Raw genomic sequence first — 18,593 nt, forward strand, 5'->3', positions numbered from 1 at the left:
GTACCGAGAATTCACCGAACCGAGGAGCGCTCCATGCCCGCACCGAACCTGTTCTTGATCGGCGTCCGCGACGCCGAGGCCGCTACCAGCTTCTACAGCGATCTGTTCGATATCGAACCGGCCTTCACCAGTCCCCGCTATGTCGCTTTCCAGGTAGCTCCCGGCGTCTTGTTCGCGCTGTGGACCGGCTACGGCGACCACATGGTCCCGGACACCCCGCGCACGACCGAGGTCGGACTGATGGTGCCCGGGTCGGCGTCGGCCGTCGACGAGGTCTTCGCGAACTGGGTCTCGAAGGGAGTCCGTGTCGTCGAAAAGCCGCATGACGCTGTCTTCGGCCGCACGTTCGTGGTCTCCGACCCCGACGGCAACCTCGTCCGGGTCTCCCCGGTCGACTGATCTACCGAACGACGACCACCTTGCCGATGGTGCCGCCGCTTTCCACCCGCCGGTGCGCATCCCGCAGGGTGTCCACGTCGAGAGGCGACAGGGTGGTGGTGCGGGTGCTTCGCAACGTCCCGTCGTCGATGAGGCGCGAGATCTCGTCGAGGATGGCGCGCTGAGATGTGCTCTCGGGCAATGACAACGGCACCGTGAACATCAGTTCCCAGTGCCAGGTCTGGCTTTTCGACTTCAGCGGCGTCAGGTCGAGGCCGACCGGATCGTCGATCGCGACGACCTGCCCGTGCACCGCCATGACCGCCGCATAGGTCTCGACGTTGCCCTCGGAGAACGGGGAGAACACGTACTCGACGCCGTCCGGCGCCAGGGCACCGACCTCGTCCACGAGCGAGTGCCGATCCACGACGTGATGTGCGCCCATCTCCGTTGCCCAGTCGCGGGATTCGCCGCGTGATGCCGCGGCCACGACGGTGAGCGAGGTCAGTGCCCGGGCGAGCTGGATGATCATCGAGCCGGTACCGCCGGCGGCTCCCACCACGAGAAGTGTTCCGGTGCTGTCCTTTCCGAGTCCGAGCCGGACGAACAACGATTCCCATGCCGTGATGGCGGTCAGCGGCACGGCCGCGGCATCCGCGGCGGACAGTGACGACGGCGCATGGCCGACGATCCGCTCGTCGACGAGCTGGTACTCGGCGTTGCTGCCGTCCCGAGCGATGGATCCTGCGTAGAACACTCGATCGCCCGGCACGTACACCTGAGCGTCGGAACCTACCGCGACGACCTCACCGACGGCGTCGAAGCCGAGGATCTTCGGGCCGTCCGACGAGTCGAAGGAGGTACGAACCTTCGTGTCCACCGGATTGACGGAGACCGCGTCGACACGCACGAGGATGTCGAAACCGGTGGGAGAGGGAGTCTCTCGCTCGATCTGCACGAACGACGAGTCGGCGTCGACGGAGCCGGGTTCCGTGGAGACGATGGCAGAGTGAGTCGCGGGAATGCTCATACCTCGACGGTAGTCCCCGGGAACGACACGAGGGAGGCAGGGTTCCCGTGCGGGAAACCGGCCTCCCTCGTGCGAGAGAAGAAAGAGTGACTACTTCTTCTCGAGGATCTCGCGCGCGAGGGCAGCGGTCTCGGACGGAGTCTTGCCGACCTTCACACCGGCCGCCTCGAGGGCGTCCTTCTTGGCCTGCGCCGTTCCCAGCGAGCCGGAGACGATGGCGCCGGCGTGGCCCATGGTCTTGCCCTCGGGAGCGGTGAAGCCGGCGACGTATCCGACGACGGGCTTGGTGACGTGCGCCTTGATGTAGTCGGCCGCACGCTCTTCGGCGTCGCCACCGATCTCACCGATCATGACGATGATCTCGGTGTCGGGATCGTTCTCGAACGCCTCGATGGCGTCGATGTGCGTGGTGCCGATGACCGGGTCGCCGCCGATGCCGATGGCGGTGGAGAAACCGAAGTCACGAAGCTCGAACATCATCTGGTAGGTCAGGGTGCCCGACTTCGAGACGAGGCCGATGGGTCCCTTGCCGGCGATGTTGGCGGGCGTGATGCCGACCAGAGCCTCGCCGGGGGTGATGATGCCGGGGCAGTTCGGCCCGATGATGCGGGTCTTCTTGCCCTTCTCGACGTTGTAGGCCCACGCGTACGCGCTGTCCTGCACCGGGATTCCCTCGGTGATGACGACGAGCAGCGGGATCTCGGCGTCGATGGCCTCGACGATGGCGTCCTTGGAGAATGCCGGCGGCACGAACGCGATGGACACGTCGGCTCCGGTCTTCTCCATGGCCTCGGCAACGCTGGCGAACACGGGCAGCTCGACGTCGGAACCGTCGGCTGCGGTGTGCTTGACCGTGGTTCCGGCCTTGCGAGCGTTGACGCCGCCGACGACCTGGGTGCCGGCCTTGAGCATCAGGGCGGTGTGCTTCGTACCCTCGCCGCCGGTGATGCCCTGGACGATGACCTTGTTGTTCTTGTTCAGGAAAATAGACATAGTTTCGGTGCCCTCTACTTCGCAGCCAGCTCGGCGGCCTTGTCGGCGCCTTCGTCCATGGTCTCGGCCAGTGTCACCAACGGGTGCGCAGCATCGGCGAGAATCTTCCGGCCTTCTTCGACCTTGTTGCCGTCCAGGCGGACGACCAGCGGCTTGGAGGCGGTGTCGCCCAGCGTCTTCAGAGCGCCGACGATGCCGTTGGCAACCGCGTCGCACGAGGTGATTCCGCCGAAGACGTTGACGAACACGCTCTTGACCTGCTCGTCGCCGAGGATGACGTCGAGGCCTGCGGCCATGACCTCGGCCGAGGCGCCGCCGCCGATGTCGAGGAAGTTGGCGGGCTTGACTCCGCCGTGCGCCTCACCGGCGTAGGCGACGACGTCGAGGGTCGACATGACCAGTCCGGCACCGTTTCCGATGATGCCGACCTGTCCGTCGAGCTTGACGTAGTTGAGGTCGTTCTCCTTGGCCTTCGCTTCGAGTGGGTCCGCCGCGTCGGCGTCCTCGAACTCGGCGTGGCCCTTTTGACGGAAGTCCGCGTTGGCGTCCAGCGTGACCTTGCCGTCGAGAGCGAGGATCTCGTCGTTCGGGGTACGAACCAGCGGGTTCACCTCGACGAGGAGGGCGTCTTCGTTGATGAAGACTTCCCACAGCTTCTGGATCGTGTTGGCCGCGGCGTCGAGCACCTCGGCGGGGAGCTTGCCGGCTTCGGCGATCTGGCGCGCGAAGGCGAGGTCGACACCCTTGACGGCGTCGACGGGGATGCGGGCGAGCGCGTCGGGGTTCTCCTCGGCGGTCACCTCGATCTCGACACCACCCTCGACAGAACACATTGCGAGGTAGGTGCGGTTCGTGCGGTCGAGCAGGAAGGAGATGTAGTACTCCTCCGCGATGTCGCTGGCTTCTGCGACGAGAAGCTTCTTGACGACGTGGCCCTTGATGTCGAGTCCGAGGATCGCTTCCGCGTTCGCCTCGGCCTCGGCGACGTCCTTGGAGTACTTCACGCCGCCGGCCTTGCCGCGGCCGCCGACCTTCACCTGGGCCTTGACCATGACGGGCTTGCCGATTTCTTCGGCAATCTGTCGTGCACCGGCAACCGTGTCGGTGACACGTCCCGCCGACGTCGGAACCTCGTGCTTGGCGAAGAGTTCCTTCGCCTGGTATTCGAAGAGATCCATCAGCTCACCATCTCGTCTGCGTTGACGCCCGCTCGAGGGGTAGGAGCGGGTCCGACTTGCGACTGTAACTTTCCCCGATATGTCGATATCGGCGCCCCGTACATCTTGTGGTTCAGATCACCGGTCGCCGATCGGACCTACTCACCAGTACGAAACAGCAGGCCGCCTACCAGCGCGGACGCCACAGCGCCGACCCCGCACACGAGCGCACCCGACGAGGGGGTGATCGCCGCGTCCGCATCGCCGACGAGCGCGCTGCATACGACCGCGGCCAGGGCGATTCCGGCTCCAACCTCGAGTGCCGCGCCACGTGCCGGTCGCGCCCGCGTCGCGATCACGGCGGCGACGCCCACCGCGACGGCCAGCGTCAGTCGGCCCCACACGTCCCACCCCCAGGGCAGCGAACCGATCCACCCGGCGGTGTCACCGTCGATGTCGTACACGGGGAGAAGCAGCCCGACGACGGACACGGCTGCGGCGATACCCGCTGCCACGGCCACCCCGCGAGCTGCGGGGTCCAGGTCGCTCGTGTCGACACCGTCACGCTCCGAGGCGCCCGCTACCCCGATCGCGATCACGGCGAGCACACCCGTCGCGACGCCGAGGAGAAGCAACCATCCGCCGGACCCGATGCCCACTCCGTCGATGCCGACTCCCAACACGACGGCCTGCAGCACCGCGAAGGAGAGGGCGATGTGGCCGAGGACGATCAGCGCCGCGGCCGGCCGCACAGCCGAGGCGAACTCGGAGAAGAACAGCACCACGCCGACGACGACGGTCACCAGAGCGAACAGCAGTACCGGTCGCTCGCCGGCCACGGCGGGCTGACGTCCGTCTGGGGCGGTGAGCAGCGGCAGCAGCGCGCTCGCACCCAGGACCAGGCCCGTGAGGACGGTCGCCGCCCCGGCGATCATGTGTCGGCGTGACGTACTGCCAGCAGTACGAGCGGCCCGTGGCGCAGCGGATTCGACCGCCCCGCCGGATCGCGCGACGACGAGCGCCGCCAGGGCCAGGGCGAGAACACCCACGACGCCCACCACCGGGCCCGGAGCGATGCCGATGCGATCACCGGCGCCGCCCGCACCGACCACCCGCACCAGGGCGACGGACGCGGCGGCCAGTGCCGTCCCGGCCAGAACCCCGGCCGCGACCTCACGACTCGACGATGTCAGCGCCACCGCGCACGCCACCAGCGCTGTCACCGCACACAGGGCGCCGCCGACGGCAAGAAGAATCGGACCGGCCACCAACGCAGGAGCCAGGAACACCGGATCGCTGCTGACGAAGGACGGCAGCACGAACGACGCGGCGACGGCCAACGCGCCGGCGATACCCAGTGCCACTGCGGAGGCAGATGCCGGCCGGCCGTCGTCGAACGGAGCGTCGTCCGACCTCGATGCCGCGACCATGGCGAGGACGCCCGCGGCGACGACCACGAGATGGCCGAGGACGACCGCGACCGAGCCCGGACCGGGTGACAACTCGGCGGCAGTGACCGGACGGAACAATTCGAGCCGATCCGCATCGATCGCGGACACGAAGAGTTGGAGGTCGGCGACCGCCATGCCCAACGACATGGCACCCACAGCGGTGACCACTGCCCCGGCAAGGAGGGTTCTGCCTCGGGCGAGCGCGAACAGCGCGACGATGGCGACCAGGATCCACACGAGCGCCGATGCGAGCGCGGCCGCGGTGCCGGGCCCACCGACTGCACTGCCGTCGGAACTTCTCACGACCCCGATCACGGGCGCGAGCGATACCGCGGCAGCCGCGATCGCGGTGAGGGCGACGGGGACCGTGACCCGCGCACGGGATACGAACTGTGTCGGCTGTGTCACGATGATCGACGGTAACGGGTCTCGGCCCGATCACAGCTCGATGGACATCCGCGCCGCTTCGTCGTCGGGACACTTCCTCGAGTTTCGCCAGGACAAACTGTGAGCCACCTCACAAATCAGTGGCCAGGTCCCGTTTGGCTTGCGCCGCCCGCAACCGTTTCGTTACCGTCCACGAGGTTCCACATCACGGGCAGGTCACGAATTAGGAGGACGGTAGGTCTTGCAGCACCACCGCACCCCCTTCACACGATCTCGCTTCGTCGCAGACGACTCCGCAGACAACAGCTTCTCCGCCGACCGCACCGTGTTCACCCCGGCTGCAGGCAACGGGCACCTCGTCGACACCGGTTCACTGGACATCGTCAGCCTCGGCAGCGCTGCCGACGACCTTCCGTCGTCACCGTGGGACCGCACACACGAATCGGACGACTACGCAGCCAGTGCCCCTGCCTACGTCGCCTCGTCCGAGGCCGACCGGCGTCAGCGGCGCTCGGTTCCCGCCACCACGTTCCTCGTGACTCCCCCGGTTGCAGCGACCACCGTCGACGAGACGGCCGTCAAGCGCACCGGAGCTCACCGCATCCCCGCTCCCCCGTCGGCCCTCAAGGGCCGCGTGGCGGTCGTCGCCGTCGCAGCCGGTGCCGTCGTCGCAGCCGGCCAGGCAGCCGTCGACAACGCGCAGCCGGCCGAGCGATCCGAGACATCGGAGTACGCACTGGCTGCAGGGCAAGCTCCCGCAGCAGCGATCGCCGCCGTTCCCGCGGCGTCGACCGCCGGCATCGTCACCGACACGTCCCATGTCGACTCCATTCCGACGGCCACCTCCACCGGAGCACCGGTCACCGCGCCGTCCACATCGGCGGCACCCCAGATCCTCAACATCGCCACCCCGGTCGACCTCGGACAGTTCTCCGAGTTGCTGGCCAAGGGACAGCGGTTCAGCGAGGAACGCGAAGCTCGCGAGGCAGCCGCACGGCGCCCCCTGTTCGCTCTCCCCGCCATCGGCACCTACACCTCCGGCTTCGGCTCACGATGGGGAACGCTGCACGCCGGCGTCGACATCGCCAACGCCATCGGCACGCCCGTCCACGCAGTGGCGGACGGAACCGTCATCGACTCCGGCCCCGCGGCCGGCTTCGGTCTCTGGATCCGGTTGCAGCACGCCGACGGCACGATCACCGTCTACGGACACATCGACTCGTCCGAGGTCCAGGTCGGTCAGACCGTCATGGCCGGCGACGAGATCGCGAAGATGGGTAACCGTGGCCAGTCCACCGGACCCCACCTGCACTTCGAAGTTCATCTCGCGGGCGACAGCAAGATCGACCCGCTGCCGTGGCTGGCCTCGCGCGGCATCAGCCTCGGCGCCGAGCGCGACTAGCTTCTCGCGCCCGGCCCTTTCCTCGTCCTACAGCTTCGTCATCGGCACTCCGCCGATGAGCATCATCTTCACGCGCCCGGACGTCCCGAAGTCGATGAGCACCATCGCACGCTGACCGGACCCTTCCGACTCCACGACCGTGCCCAGTCCGTACTTGTCGTGGCTCACGCGGTCACCCACAGCCAGCACGAGGGTGTTGTTGGTCCGCGCCTTGCCGAAGCTCGGCGTGGGTGCCGCAGAGGGTGACGAGCCACCGGACCATCCGCCGCGCGGATTGGACGTCCAGTCACGCTGACGCGACGACCCGGTGCCGCCGCTGGAACCGAATCCACCGCTGCCGACGCCGGGATCCTCGCGCTTCCAGTCGATGAGATGCTGCGGAACCTCCTGCAGGAAGCGGGATTCCGGGTTGTTGATCGGCTGACCCCACGCGGATCGCATGATGGCGCGCGTCAGATACAGGCGGTGCCGGGCACGCGTGATCCCCACATAGGCGAGGCGGCGTTCCTCGGACAGTTCGGCAGGGTCTCCCAGCGCACGCATGTGCGGGAACTGACCGTCCTCCCAGCCGGTGACGAACACGACCGGGAATTCGAGGCCCTTGGCGGTGTGCAGCGTCATCAGCGTGACGACGCCGTCGCCGTTGTCCGGGATCTGGTCCGTGTCGGCGACGAGGGACACGCGTTCGAGGAAGGCCGCGAGCGATCCGGGCTCGGCGATGCCGTCGGTGTCCTGCCCGTCGTCCTCGTCGAGATCGGCGTTGATGTCGGACTCCTCGAGCCCCTGCAGATTGCGCGCGTCGGCACTGAATTCCCGTGCGACGCTGACGAGTTCGTTCAGGTTGTCCAGCCTGGCGCCGTCCTGGGGATCGGAGCTGGCTTCCAGTTCGGCACGGTACCGCGTGCGGTCGAGGACTGCCTCGACGATGTCGCCGATGTCCGCGACGTCGTTGCCGTCGGCGTCGGTGGCCGTCATCGTCGCGCGCAGTTCGTCGATCATCTCCATGAACGAAGCGATCGCGTTCTGCGCGCGCGTGTTGAGCAACGAGACGGTGCCGGCGGCGGCATCGAGCAACGCGGCGTTGAAGCTGATGTTCTTCCGCTCCGCATGGACCGCGACGCACGCTTCGGCGCGGTCACCGATACCGCGGCGCGGCGTGTTCAGGATGCGCCTCATGCTGACCGTGTCGTCGGGGTTGGCCAGCACCCTGAGGTACGCGACGATGTCCCGAACTTCCTTGCGCTCGTAGAAGCGGACACCGCCGACGACCTTGTACGGCAGGCCGAGTCGGATGAAGATCTCCTCGAGTGCACGGGACGAATTGTTCGTCCGGTAGAACACCGCCACGTCGGAGTACTTGTAGTCCGTGCCGTCGACAAGTCGGTCGATCTCCGACGCGACGAACTTGGCTTCGTCGTGCTCGTTGTCGGCGACGTAGCCGATGATGGGATCGCCGTCCCCGGTGTCGGTCCACAGCCGCTTGTCACGACGGTTGGTGTTGCGGGCGATCACCGCGTTGGCGGCAGCCAGGATCGTCTGCGTCGAGCGGTAGTTCTGCTCGAGCAGGATGGTGCGGGCATCGGGATAGTCGCGTTCGAATTCCTCGATGTTGCGGATCGTGGCGCCGCGGAACGCATAGATGGACTGATCGGCGTCACCCACCACGCACAGCTCGCTCGGCGGGACGGCCCCCGCTTCCGAGTCGGTCCCCACCAGCTCACGCACCAGCATGTACTGGGCGTGGTTGGTGTCCTGGTACTCGTCGACGAGGACATGGCGGAACCGGCGCCGGTAGTACTCCGCGACGTCGGGATGACTCTGCAGCAGCGCGACGGTCTCACCGATCAGATCGTCGAAGTCGAAGGCGTTGGCCGCGCGCAGGCGCTGCTGGTAGTGCCCGTACACCTTGGCGATGATGGCCGGAAGCTCCGCCGGATCCTTCTCCGCGTCGGACACGGCTTGATCCGGATCGATCAGCTCGTTCTTCAGGTTGGAGATCTGGGTGGCGAGCAGCCTCGACGAGAACTTCTTGGGATCGAGCTGCAAGTCCTTGCCAATCATCGTCAGCAGACGGCGTGAATCGTCCGCGTCGTAGATCGAGAAGTTGGAGTTGAGCCCCGGCAGCAGGGCAGCCTGGCTCCGAAGAATGCGGACACAACTCGAGTGGAATGTACTGACCCACATGAAATTGGCTCGCGGACCGACGAGTCCCACGACGCGCTCCCGCATTTCTGCGGCAGCTTTGTTGGTGAACGTGATCGCGAGAATCTGGCCGGGTGTGACATCTCTCTCCGCGAGCAGATAGGCGATCCGACGCGTCAGCACCGCCGTCTTGCCCGACCCCGCTCCCGCGACGATGAGCAACGGCGACCCGGAGTGCATCACCGCCTCCCGCTGCTGAGGGTTGAGCCCCTCGAGAAGCTGGTCGGAGGGTCGAGTGGCGCGCGCGGGTGACTGAGTGTTCATCGTCCGTCCAGGTTACCGGCGCACCCCGACAGAACCACACCGACATCGCAGGGCGGGCAGCACCATCACCCGGGACGCCTGCACCGAATCCCTGAGGTGAGCCCCGCAGGACCTCGTGAATGCACGGTCGAGGCGCAGCGCACGGGACCTTTGGTTCTTTACCGACGGCCGGACCGGGCATAGTGTTGCGAGGCTCTCTTCGCGGGACGTGCTGCGTCAGTGGTCCTGCATGACGACGACCAGGGATTTCACGACCCGAGAAGACAATATTCGGAATCTACGTAACGGAACGTGGCATCGGAACGACACACGTTTCGACACGAGGAGTTGATATGAGCGCAGCAGTGGACACCAACCGCGACGCCGGAGCAGCATCGACCGAGTCGAAGACCTCCGCGGACGACGCGGACCGCCCGACGGCCGATCTGCCGACGTCGGAGGCCGAGATCGACGAACTCCGCAAGGAGATCGACCGTCTCGACGCCGAGATCCTCGCAGCAGTCAAGCGACGCTCGGAGATCTCCCGAGCGATCGGCCAGACTCGTATGGCACAGGGTGGGCCTCGCCTCGTGCACAGCCGTGAGATGAAGGTGCTCCAGCGCTTCAGCGAGCTCGGCCAGGAGGGTCACACGCTGGCCATGCTCCTGCTCCGCCTCGGCCGTGGCCGCCTCGGTCACTGAACCACCACCGGGAACCGCCCGCATCGGGCGGTTCCCGTGAGTGTCACTGCAGGGCGATGTACTTGGTCTCGAGGTATTCCTCGATCCCCTCGCTTCCGCCCTCTCGCCCGAATCCCGACGCCTTGATCCCACCGAACGGTGCGGCCGCGTCGGAGATCACCCCGCGATTGACGCCCACCATTCCGGTCTCCAGCGACTCCGCCACGCGGAGCGCTCGGTCGAGGTCCCGAGTGAAGATGTAGGCAGCCAGGCCGAATTCCGTGTCGTTCGCCGCATCGATGCCGTCCTGTTCCGTCTCGAATCCGCGCACGGCGAGAACCGGTCCGAACACTTCCTCGCTGAGAATGCGCGCGTCCGCCGGCAGGTCGCTGAGCACCGTCGCCGGGTAGAACCACCCCGGACCGTCCTCCGCCTGTCCACCGAGCGCCACGGTCGCGCCCTTCGATGCCGCGTCGTCCACCAGTTCCGCGACCGTGTCGCGCTGGTCCGAGTTGATCAACGGTCCCAGCTTGGTCGCGGGATCGCTGCCACGGCCGAGCGTCATGGTCTTCATCTTCTCCGTGACCTTGGCAACGAACTCGTCCTTCACCGAGTTCTGCACGTGGAAGCGGTTCGCCGCGGTGCAGGCCTCACCGCCGTTGCGCATCTTCGCCAACATGGCGCCCTCGACGGCCGCGTCGATGTCGGCGTCGTCGAAGACGACGAACGGCGCGTTGCCACCGAGCTCCATGGACGTGCGCAGCAGATGCTTCGACGACTTCTCCACGAGCATCCGACCCACCTCGGTGGAGCCGGTGAAGGTCAGCTTTCGCAGACGTGGGTCCTCGATCAGCGGCCCGGTCACAGCGCTGGACTTGGACGTCGGCAACACCGAGAGAACACCCTCGGGCAGTCCCGCCTCGGAGATCAGCTTGGCTAGATACAGCATGGTCAGTGGGGTTTCCGACGCCGGCTTCACCAGGATCGTGCACCCGGCCGCCAGCGCCGGGCCGATCTTGCGCGTGCCCATCGCGAGGGGGAAGTTCCACGGTGTGATCGCCAGGACCGGTCCGACAGGTTGCTTGGTCACCAGTATCCGCCCGTTGCCCGCCGGAGCCGGGGTGTACCGCCCGGCGATGCGCACGGCCTCCTCCGAGAACCAGCGGAAGAATTCACCGCCGTACTTCACCTCGGCCTGACTCTCTGCGAACGCCTTGCCCATCTCGAGGGTCATCAGCAACGCGATGTCGTCCGCGTTCTCGGTGATGGACTCGAACACCGCCCGCAGGATCTCCCCTCGCTGCCGTGCCGGCGTCGCCGCCCAGGACTTCTGCGCCGCGACGGCCTCGTCGAGTGCGCGGGCCGCGTCCGCGGGACTCGCGTCGGACACCTCGGTGAGCACCTCGCCCGTCGACGGGTCACGCACGGCGAACGTCGCCCCGTTCTCGGCGTCGACCTGCTTGCCACCGATCCACAACTTCGTGGGGACCGACGCGATCAGGTCCTTCTCCTTCGTGGTTCCGGCAGGCTGTTCGTTCGGCTGCGCCATGTGTGTCACCCTTTCGATCGCGGCGCGTCGCCCGATCGGGCCGACGTCGCTCCTGATGTGTGTCTACCCCGACCTCACCGGATCGTCACGCACACCCGCACGGCAGCATCGTCCAGCGATTAGTGTCGACAACCATGAGCGCCGACATCACACGCACCGAGGCCTGGAGCAAGCTCGAAGCCCATCACCGGACGGTGGCCGACCGTCACCTCCGTCAGTTCTTCGCCGACGACCCCTCGCGCGGAACCGAACTGACGGTGACGGCCGGTGACCTCTACATCGACTACAGCAAGCATCGAGTGGAGCGGGAGACGCTGGAGCTGCTGCTCGACCTGGCCCGCGCCGCGGATGTCACGGGCCGTCGTGACGCGATGTTCGCCGGAGAACACATCAACACGTCCGAGAACCGGGCGGTCCTGCACACCGCTCTGCGCCTGCCCGCGGACGCGACGCTCGAGGTCGACGGGCAGGACGTGGTGTCCGACGTCCACGAGGTTCTGGGGCGCATGGGCGACTTCACCGACCGCGTGCGGTCCGGCGAATGGACGGGCGCGACCGGTGAGAAGATCCGCACCGTCGTCAACATCGGCATCGGCGGTTCCGACCTCGGACCGGTGATGGTCTACCAGGCACTGCGCCACTACGCGGACGCCGGCATCTCGGCGAGGTTCGTCTCGAACGTCGACCCCGCCGACCTGACCGGCGCGCTGGCCGACCTCGACCCGGCGTCGACGCTGTTCATCGTCGCGTCGAAGACCTTCGGCACCCTCGAGACCCTCACGAACGCCACTGCCGCACGCCGCTGGCTGACCGCCGCGCTGGGTGACGACGCAGTGGCCCAGCACTTCGTCGCGGTGTCGACCAATGCGGAGAAGGTGTCGAACTTCGGTATCGACACGGCCAACATGTTCGGGTTCTGGGACTGGGTGGGCGGCCGCTACTCGGTGGACTCGGCGATCGGCCTGTCGGTGATGATCACCGTCGGACGCGACGCGTTCGCCGACTTCCTCGCCGGTTTCCACCTGATCGATCAGCACTTCCGCGAGGCGCCTCTCGAGGCCAACGCGCCGGTGCTGCTGGGCACTCTGGGCGTCTGGTACTCGAGCTTCTTCGGCGCCCAGTCGCGCGCGGTGCTGCCGTACTCGAACGATCTGAACCGGTTCGCGGCGTACCTGCAGCAGTTGACGATGGAGTCCAACGGCAAATCGGTGCGTGCCGACGGCTCCCCCGTCACGACGGCGACGGGTGAAATCTTCTGGGGCGAGCCGGGAACCAACGGCCAGCATGCCTTCTACCAACTGCTGCACCAGGGAACGCGCCTGGTGCCGGCGGACTTCATCGGGTTCGCCGAGCCGACGGACGATCTGCCCACCGCGGACGGCACCGGCAGCATGCACGACCTGTTGATGAGCAACTACTTCGCCCAGACGAAGGTGCTGGCCTTCGGCAAGACCGCCGAGGAGATCGCCGAGGAGGGTACGGACGCGGACATCGTGCCGCACAAGGTGATGCCCGGTAACAGGCCGTCCACGTCGATCCTCGCGCCGAAGCTCACGCCGTCGGTCGTGGGTCAGTTGATCGCCCTCTACGAGCACCAGGTGTTCGTCGAAGGTGTCGTCTTCGGGATCGACTCGTTCGACCAGTGGGGTGTCGAGCTCGGGAAGACTCAGGCCCAGGAGTTGACTCCCGTGCTGACGGACGACGCCGGTCCCGGCGCGGATCTGGACTCGTCGACCGCCGCTCTGATCAGCTGGTACCGAGGCGAGCGCGGGCGGTCCTGACTCGAACGACAGCGAGACCGTGCCGGTCCGTCGGGTCGGGGGTCTGACGGACCGGCACGGTCTCACACACCATGTCGCCGCAACCCGTCCCGGCGTTACACACCGGGAAAACTTCCCCCGACGACGGCGCGAACATCATGGTTCGGTGAACAACCACAACGGTGGCCGCGCGCGGTACGGTCGAACCATGAACGTTCGGATCGAACGCAGCGGTCCGGTGGTCACGGTGATCCTCCACCGACCCGAGGCGCGCAACGCCGTCGACGGCCCGACGGCAGCAGCGCTTGTCGAGGCATTCGAGGACTTCGACGCCGATCCGAGCGCGTCGGTGGCCGTGCTGTGGGGCGACGGCGGCACCTTCTGCGCCGGAGCCGATCTGAAGGCACTGGGCACCGAGCGGTCGAACGTCGCCACCGAACACGGGGACGGTCCGATGGGCCCGACGCGGATGGAGCTGTCCAAGCCGGTCATCGCGGCCGTGTCCGGTCACGCCGTCGCCGGTGGTCTCGAACTCGCGCTGTGGTGCGACCTTCGAGTCGCGGACGACGACGCGGTGTTCGGAGTGTTCTGTCGCCGGTGGGGTGTGCCGCTCATCGACGGCGGGACCGTGCGGTTGCCACGCGCCGTCGGAAGTTCGCGGGCGATGGACATGATCCTGACCGGCCGAGCGGTGGACGCGCAGGAAGCCCTGTCGATGGGGTTGGCCAACCGGGTGGTGCCGTCGGGCACATGCCGGGAGGCGGCCGAGGAACTCGCCGCGACACTGTCGACGTTCCCACAGGCCTGCATGCGCGGTGACCGACTCTCCGCCCTCGAGCAGGAAGGCCTCGAACACCGAGCGGCCATGGCCAACGAGTTCCGCCACGGTGCGGCATCGGTGGTCGAGGCGCTCGACGGAGCCCGCCAGTTCGCGGCCGGCGCAGGCCGTCACGGGGCGCCGCGCGAGTGACGAGGTTGTCCGTCGTCGACGAGATCTTCCTTCGCACCCACCGTGGTTTCGGCATTCCCGTTGCCATGCAGGGCATCTGGATCACCGAGGAACCCGTGAGCGAAGACGCCCTCGATCTGGTCGACCGCAGGGTGGCATCGGGTCCGCTGGGCCTGAGGATCGTCTCGCCGACGATTCCCGGTGCGCGCCGGCGATGGGTCCGGGCCACCGTACGCCCCGGAGTGACCTGGTCCGAGCGCACCGACGACCCGTTGTCGTGGGCGGACTCGTGCGCGGACATCCCACTCGATCCGGAGTACGGGCCGGGCTGGCGGCTGAGCGCGGCACCGTACGGATCCGGCACGGCCGTGTCGATCGTGTGCTCGCACGTCATCGCCGATGCGCGTGGACTGATCGACGCAGCGGCAGCGGCGGTGTCGGGCGCCGACTCGGACGTCGTCGAGGACGACCGGTCGAGCGATCTGGCCGATGCGGTCTCGACGGTGTCGACGGTCGTCGGGCGGACGACCCTCGCCCTGTCCGCGTTGGTGTACAGCCGTTCCCGGCGCACCGAGCTCCGCGGTTATCTGCGGGCATCCAGGACACCGACGACTACCACCGCCGCGCGCCCCGCGGCCTGGGAACAGGTGTCCGTCACGGCCGATGTCCCGGCAGCGCGTTGGGACCGAGTAGCCGCGGCCGGTCAGGGGACTCCGAACGTTCTGTTCCTGTCGGTGGTCGCGGCGATCGTGGCTGCGGTCCGGACACCGTGCGGGGCCGAGACCGTTCTGCTCGGAGTGCCGATGAAGGTACCGACCGGGGGCGCGAACGCCCTGTCGGTGACCGCGGTCCATATCGGTCCGCAGTCCTCCCTCGCCGACATCAGAGCACTCGCGAAGACGGCGTACCGAAGCCCGCTGACCGGGCCCGCAGGGTTCCCCGACGAGTTGCTGCACGTGATCCCCGAGCGTGCGGCCGAGGTCCTCGCCCCGTCGACGGGTCTTCGAGATGCGTTGTGCTCCAACATCGGACCGCTTCCCGACGCCGTCCGCACCATCGGCGGCCGCCGCGCGCTGCGCGTCGCCACACGCGCGATCCATCCGGGTCTGCGGCACGAGCAGGCCGCGGCGTCGCCGACCGTGCTCTCCGCATACCTGTGCCGAGTCGGCGAGGTGTACACCCTGTCCGTCGTCGTCACGGACCCCGCGGCCGCTCATACCCGGGACGAGATACGCCAGCAGATGACCGCCGCATTGTCGCGGCACTCGCTCGAACCCGACTTCTGGTGAGTACCGTGAAGATCTGCATCAGCACGACCGTCGAAGGGAACAGCGCGATGAGCGAGTCCGACATCTACGCACGTATCAAGTCCCTGGTGGACACGGAGCACGAGTTGCGCTCGCGCACCGAAGCCGGCGAGATCGATCCCAGCGAGGAACGCGCGCAACTCGATCAGCTCGAGAAGGCACTCGACCAGTGCTGGGATCTGCTGCGGCAGCGTCGCGCGAAGCGCGATGCGGGCCTGTCCCCGGACGACGCCGAGGCGCAGCCGGTGAACCAGGTCGAGAACTACCTCCAGTAGCTCAGACGAGGCGGTCGGTCAGTCTCCGCGGCAGAAAGCGCAGCACCATGTCGATGGCTTTCCACCTGGCGCCGGGAAGCGCTGATCGAGTCACTTCCTTCTCGATCGCCGACACCATCGCCGACACTCCGTCGTCGAGAGACGACATCAGCGAGCCGGTGTCCCCCGCGCGGGAGGACATGTCGGTGGCCACGTATCCGGGGAGCAGTGTGGTGACGGCGATGGGTGTGGGGCGCAGTTCCGCCGCCAGGGCTTCTCCCAGTGAGGACACCCCGGCTTTCGACGCGGCGTACACGGCCTTGGACCCGGGCAGTCCGCGGCCCGCGCTGATCGAGGAGACCAGCACCAGGTGGCCGGTGTTCTGCTCCCGGAACACTGCCAGCGCCGCCTCGATCTGCGAGACCACGCCGACGAAGTTCGTGCGGGCCGTCTCGAGGTTGGCGTCGGCGCGGCCCGTGCCCAACGTGGCCCCCTTACCCAGACCGGCGTTGACGACGACGCGGTCGATGCCGCCGAGGTCCGCGCGGAGCGATGCGATGCCGTCCACCACCGACTCGTGGTCGGTCACGTCCATGGCTGCCACGGCCACCACGATGCCCGGGTTGGCGGCGACCAGTTCGGCGCGCAAGCTCTCCAACCTGTCCGTCCGGCGCGCGCACAACCCGACGTCGCGGCCCAGGGCGGCGAACCGGCGCGCCATCTCTTCGCCGAGACCGGAACTCGCTCCGGTGATCACGATCTTCTGTCTCCCCATTCCGCACACCCTAATCCCGGAGGAACAGTGACCCATCCGAACATCGACGAGTACGACGTCATCGTCATCGGGGGCGGTCCCGTCGGCGAGAACGCCGCGCAGTACGCCATTCAGGGAAGCGATCGCACGGCGGTGATCGTCGAGCACGAACTGATCGGCGGGGAGTGCTCGTACTGGGCGTGCATGCCCAGCAAGGCGCTGCTGCTGCCGGAATCGGTCCTCAACCAGGCTCGGTCGATGCCCGGTGTCCGCGAACTCGTCGGCGATTCGTCCCTGGACGTCGATGCCGTCCTCGCGCGACGGGAGAGCTACACCCACTCTCTGGACGACTCCTCGCAGGCGCACTGGGCCGAGACCGCCGGAATCGACGTCGTGCGTGGCCACGGCCGACTGTCCGGCGAGAAGCAGGTGAGCGTGGGCGACCGGACTCTGCGTGCCCGTCACGCGGTGGTCGTGGCGACGGGTACGACGGCGACCGTGCCGCCCATTCCCGGACTGCGCGAAGCCCTTCCGTGGACGTCTCGCGATGCGACCAATCTGCACGAGGTGCCGGAACGCATCATCGTCATCGGCGGCGGCGTCGTCGCGTGCGAGGCCACGACCTGGCTGCTCGCGCTCGGGGCCCAGGTGACCATGATCGTCCGCGGCACGTCCCTGCTCGCCGGGTCGGAGCCGTTCGCCGGCACGGCGGTCGCCGACGCCCTGACCGCGGCGGGTGCGCGCATCCTCTTCGAATCGCAGGTGTCCACGGTGTCGCGACCCGATGCGAGCGATACCGGATACGGCCGTATCCACGGGGGTCCGGCCTCGGTGACCGTCGGTGACGACACCCTCGAGGTGGACGAGATCCTGGTCGCCGCCGGTCGTCGTCCCGCGACGAGGGACCTGGGACTGGACATCCTGCCGGGCGGACCGACACCCGGTGAATCCATCACCGTCGACGACCACCTGAGCGCGGTCGACGAGTGGCTGTACGCCGTCGGCGACGTCAACGGACGCGCTCTGCTGACCCACATGGGCAAGTACCAGGGCCGCATCTGCGGCGACGTCATCGCGGCGCGCGCCGAGGGACGACCGTTGGACGGCACCCGGTTCCTCGCCCTCGCCGACCACGGTCAGGTGCCGCAGGTCGTGTTCACGACACCCGAGGTGGCGTCGGTCGGACTGACCGAGAAGCAAGCACGAGCCGCGAAGATCGCCGTTCGCGTCGTCGCGATGGACATCGCGGTCGCCGGCAGCTCGTTGCGTCAGGACGACTTCGCCGGGCGCGCCTCGATGGTGCTCGACACGTCACGGAACGTGATCGTCGGATTCACCCTCGTCGGACAGGGTGTGTCTGAACTACTGCACGCGGCCACCATCGCGGTGGTCGGGGCCGTCCCGCTCGATACCCTGTGGCACGCGGTCCCGTCGTATCCGACGATGAGCGAGGTGTGGCTCCGACTGCTCGAGGCTGCCAGGGACTAGTCACGAATCGGTTGGGCACGCCGCACGGAGTCCGCGGCACGGGAGGCGTCGAGAGGCACCGGTGAGATCACGACACCGGTGCCGACGCGCAGCGTCCCCGAACTGACCGGTTCGGTGCGCAGACCGCCGCGGCCGATCAGAGCTTTCCGCATACCGTCGACGACCATGCGGTCCATCCACGCGCACGGGTGGGCGGGCCGCCCACCGCGCAGCAGCACCGGCCCGTCCCCGGTGTCGATGACGAACTCCTCGCCGCGGAGCGGGTCGAGTTCGAGACCCCGCACGACGACGTTGCGACGCGCGACCGAGATGTCCCCGTCCCAGGGTTCACCGTCGGCGACCGCCTGGTGCAGCGCTGCGTCCCAGGCCTCGGCGGCGAGGAACGTGATCGCCGCCTCGGTGTGCGCCTTGACGCCGAAGAACCGGTCGCCCCGGATGCCCTTTCCGGTCACCACGTCGATGGACGACGGCATCCGCGTGGATACGTCGGCGGGGCCGTCCTTGCTACGACCGAAATATGCATGTGACGGCGACACGAGAAGCTGCACTATCTCGATGGGATAGGTGAAGGTCATTGTGCCGTCGAGGCTAATGGACCGTCCGTATAGT

At 67.5% G+C, this 18,593-nt stretch carries 16 protein-coding genes; 8 read left to right on the top strand and 8 right to left on the bottom strand.

Annotation, left to right across the window (positions count from 1 at the left end):
- The first annotated feature begins 33 nt into the window (after positions 1 to 33).
- Positions 34 to 399 (top strand): VOC family protein, encoded by a 366-nt coding sequence (locus tag ASG64_RS03900; protein ID WP_056070173.1) that lies wholly within the window; start codon positions 34 to 36, stop codon positions 397 to 399.
- A gap of 1 nt (position 400) precedes the next feature.
- Here ASG64_RS03900 and ASG64_RS03905 read toward each other — a convergent pair whose 3' ends face one another.
- From ASG64_RS03905 to ASG64_RS03920, 4 genes are all read right to left on the bottom strand, one after another.
- A complete protein-coding gene (locus tag ASG64_RS03905) occupies positions 401 to 1,408 on the bottom strand; it encodes a zinc-binding alcohol dehydrogenase family protein (RefSeq protein ID WP_056070175.1) in 1,008 nt (335 codons plus the stop codon).
- Between the two features lie 90 nt (positions 1,409 to 1,498).
- Positions 1,499 to 2,401 carry a succinate--CoA ligase subunit alpha gene (sucD, locus tag ASG64_RS03910; protein WP_027504157.1) on the bottom strand — a complete coding sequence of 301 codons (903 nt, stop codon included), beginning with the start codon at positions 2,399 to 2,401 and terminating at the stop codon, positions 1,499 to 1,501.
- Positions 2,402 to 2,415: 14 nt separating this feature from the next.
- Positions 2,416 to 3,579 (bottom strand): ADP-forming succinate--CoA ligase subunit beta, encoded by a 1,164-nt coding sequence (sucC, locus tag ASG64_RS03915; RefSeq protein WP_042575343.1) that lies wholly within the window; start codon positions 3,577 to 3,579, stop codon positions 2,416 to 2,418.
- Positions 3,580 to 3,716: 137 nt separating this feature from the next.
- Positions 3,717 to 5,417 (bottom strand): hypothetical protein, encoded by a 1,701-nt coding sequence (locus ASG64_RS03920; protein WP_056070186.1) that lies wholly within the window; start codon positions 5,415 to 5,417, stop codon positions 3,717 to 3,719.
- Between the two features lie 514 nt (positions 5,418 to 5,931).
- On the opposite strand from ASG64_RS03920, the gene ASG64_RS03925 reads away from it, so the two are divergent.
- Positions 5,932 to 6,798: a M23 family metallopeptidase gene (locus tag ASG64_RS03925; protein WP_442971125.1), complete on the top strand. Its 867-nt coding sequence runs from the start codon at positions 5,932 to 5,934 to the stop codon at positions 6,796 to 6,798.
- A gap of 27 nt (positions 6,799 to 6,825) precedes the next feature.
- Here ASG64_RS03925 and pcrA read toward each other — a convergent pair whose 3' ends face one another.
- On the bottom strand, positions 6,826 to 9,264 hold the full coding sequence (gene pcrA, locus ASG64_RS03930; RefSeq protein WP_056070189.1) for a DNA helicase PcrA: 2,439 nt from the start codon (positions 9,262 to 9,264) through the stop codon (positions 6,826 to 6,828).
- A gap of 332 nt (positions 9,265 to 9,596) precedes the next feature.
- Here pcrA and ASG64_RS03935 point away from each other — a divergent pair, with 332 nt between their 5' ends.
- Positions 9,597 to 9,944, top strand: coding sequence for a chorismate mutase (locus tag ASG64_RS03935; protein ID WP_042575345.1), 348 nt, complete (start codon positions 9,597 to 9,599; stop codon positions 9,942 to 9,944).
- A 43-nt stretch (positions 9,945 to 9,987) separates the two neighbouring features.
- On the opposite strand, the gene ASG64_RS03940 is transcribed toward ASG64_RS03935, so the two are convergent.
- The gene (locus tag ASG64_RS03940; RefSeq protein ID WP_042575346.1) at positions 9,988 to 11,472 is read right to left on the bottom strand and encodes an NAD-dependent succinate-semialdehyde dehydrogenase; all 1,485 of its coding nucleotides are present in this window, start codon (positions 11,470 to 11,472) and stop codon (positions 9,988 to 9,990) included.
- 134 nt (positions 11,473 to 11,606) lie between these two features.
- Between ASG64_RS03940 and pgi the strand changes: the two genes are divergently transcribed.
- The 4 genes from pgi (at position 11,607) to ASG64_RS03960 (ending at position 15,763) form a co-directional block, all read left to right on the top strand.
- Complete coding sequence (gene pgi / locus ASG64_RS03945; RefSeq protein ID WP_056070192.1) at positions 11,607 to 13,253, top strand: glucose-6-phosphate isomerase; 1,647 nt, start codon at positions 11,607 to 11,609, stop codon at positions 13,251 to 13,253.
- Positions 13,254 to 13,440: 187 nt separating this feature from the next.
- On the top strand, positions 13,441 to 14,202 hold the full coding sequence (locus ASG64_RS03950; RefSeq protein WP_042575376.1) for a crotonase/enoyl-CoA hydratase family protein: 762 nt from the start codon (positions 13,441 to 13,443) through the stop codon (positions 14,200 to 14,202).
- Positions 14,199 to 15,470: a hypothetical protein gene (locus tag ASG64_RS03955; protein WP_056070195.1), complete on the top strand. Its 1,272-nt coding sequence runs from the start codon at positions 14,199 to 14,201 to the stop codon at positions 15,468 to 15,470. Before ASG64_RS03950 ends, ASG64_RS03955 begins: the two co-directional genes overlap by 4 nt.
- A 47-nt stretch (positions 15,471 to 15,517) precedes the next feature.
- Positions 15,518 to 15,763 (top strand): DUF2630 family protein, encoded by a 246-nt coding sequence (locus ASG64_RS03960; RefSeq protein ID WP_042575377.1) that lies wholly within the window; start codon positions 15,518 to 15,520, stop codon positions 15,761 to 15,763.
- Position 15,764: 1 nt separating this feature from the next.
- Here the strand turns inward: ASG64_RS03960 and ASG64_RS03965 are convergent, their stop codons facing one another.
- On the bottom strand, positions 15,765 to 16,517 hold the full coding sequence (locus ASG64_RS03965) for an SDR family oxidoreductase (protein WP_056072647.1): 753 nt from the start codon (positions 16,515 to 16,517) through the stop codon (positions 15,765 to 15,767).
- Positions 16,518 to 16,544: 27 nt separating this feature from the next.
- Here ASG64_RS03965 and ASG64_RS03970 point away from each other — a divergent pair, with 27 nt between their 5' ends.
- Positions 16,545 to 17,984, top strand: coding sequence for a dihydrolipoyl dehydrogenase family protein (locus tag ASG64_RS03970; protein ID WP_056070196.1), 1,440 nt, complete (start codon positions 16,545 to 16,547; stop codon positions 17,982 to 17,984).
- On the opposite strand, the gene ASG64_RS03975 is transcribed toward ASG64_RS03970, so the two are convergent.
- The gene (locus tag ASG64_RS03975) at positions 17,981 to 18,559 is read right to left on the bottom strand and encodes a hypothetical protein (RefSeq protein WP_056070199.1); all 579 of its coding nucleotides are present in this window, start codon (positions 18,557 to 18,559) and stop codon (positions 17,981 to 17,983) included. The two genes, ASG64_RS03970 and ASG64_RS03975, sit on opposite strands and share 4 nt — an antisense overlap.
- Positions 18,560 to 18,593 lie beyond the last annotated feature (34 nt).

Origin of the sequence: Rhodococcus sp. Leaf247 (assembly GCF_001426185.1) — a bacterium.
GTDB lineage: Bacteria > Actinomycetota > Actinomycetes > Mycobacteriales > Mycobacteriaceae > Rhodococcoides.

Excerpts from the sequence above, each read along its gene's own strand:
- ASG64_RS03900 (WP_056070173.1), top strand. The coding sequence starts at position 34 with ATGCCCGCACCGAACCTGTTCTTGATCGGCGTCCGCGACGCCGAGGCC.
- ASG64_RS03905 (WP_056070175.1), bottom strand. The coding sequence starts at position 1,408 with ATGAGCATTCCCGCGACTCACTCTGCCATCGTCTCCACGGAACCCGGC.
- sucD (WP_027504157.1), bottom strand. The coding sequence starts at position 2,401 with ATGTCTATTTTCCTGAACAAGAACAACAAGGTCATCGTCCAGGGCATC.
- sucC (WP_042575343.1), bottom strand. The coding sequence starts at position 3,579 with ATGGATCTCTTCGAATACCAGGCGAAGGAACTCTTCGCCAAGCACGAG.
- pcrA (WP_056070189.1), bottom strand. The coding sequence starts at position 9,264 with ATGAACACTCAGTCACCCGCGCGCGCCACTCGACCCTCCGACCAGCTT.
- ASG64_RS03935 (WP_042575345.1), top strand. The coding sequence starts at position 9,597 with ATGAGCGCAGCAGTGGACACCAACCGCGACGCCGGAGCAGCATCGACC.
- ASG64_RS03940 (WP_042575346.1), bottom strand. The coding sequence starts at position 11,472 with ATGGCGCAGCCGAACGAACAGCCTGCCGGAACCACGAAGGAGAAGGAC.
- pgi (WP_056070192.1), top strand. The coding sequence starts at position 11,607 with ATGAGCGCCGACATCACACGCACCGAGGCCTGGAGCAAGCTCGAAGCC.
- ASG64_RS03950 (WP_042575376.1), top strand. The coding sequence starts at position 13,441 with ATGAACGTTCGGATCGAACGCAGCGGTCCGGTGGTCACGGTGATCCTC.
- ASG64_RS03960 (WP_042575377.1), top strand. The coding sequence starts at position 15,518 with ATGAGCGAGTCCGACATCTACGCACGTATCAAGTCCCTGGTGGACACG.
- ASG64_RS03965 (WP_056072647.1), bottom strand. The coding sequence starts at position 16,517 with ATGGGGAGACAGAAGATCGTGATCACCGGAGCGAGTTCCGGTCTCGGC.
- ASG64_RS03975 (WP_056070199.1), bottom strand. The coding sequence starts at position 18,559 with ATGACCTTCACCTATCCCATCGAGATAGTGCAGCTTCTCGTGTCGCCG.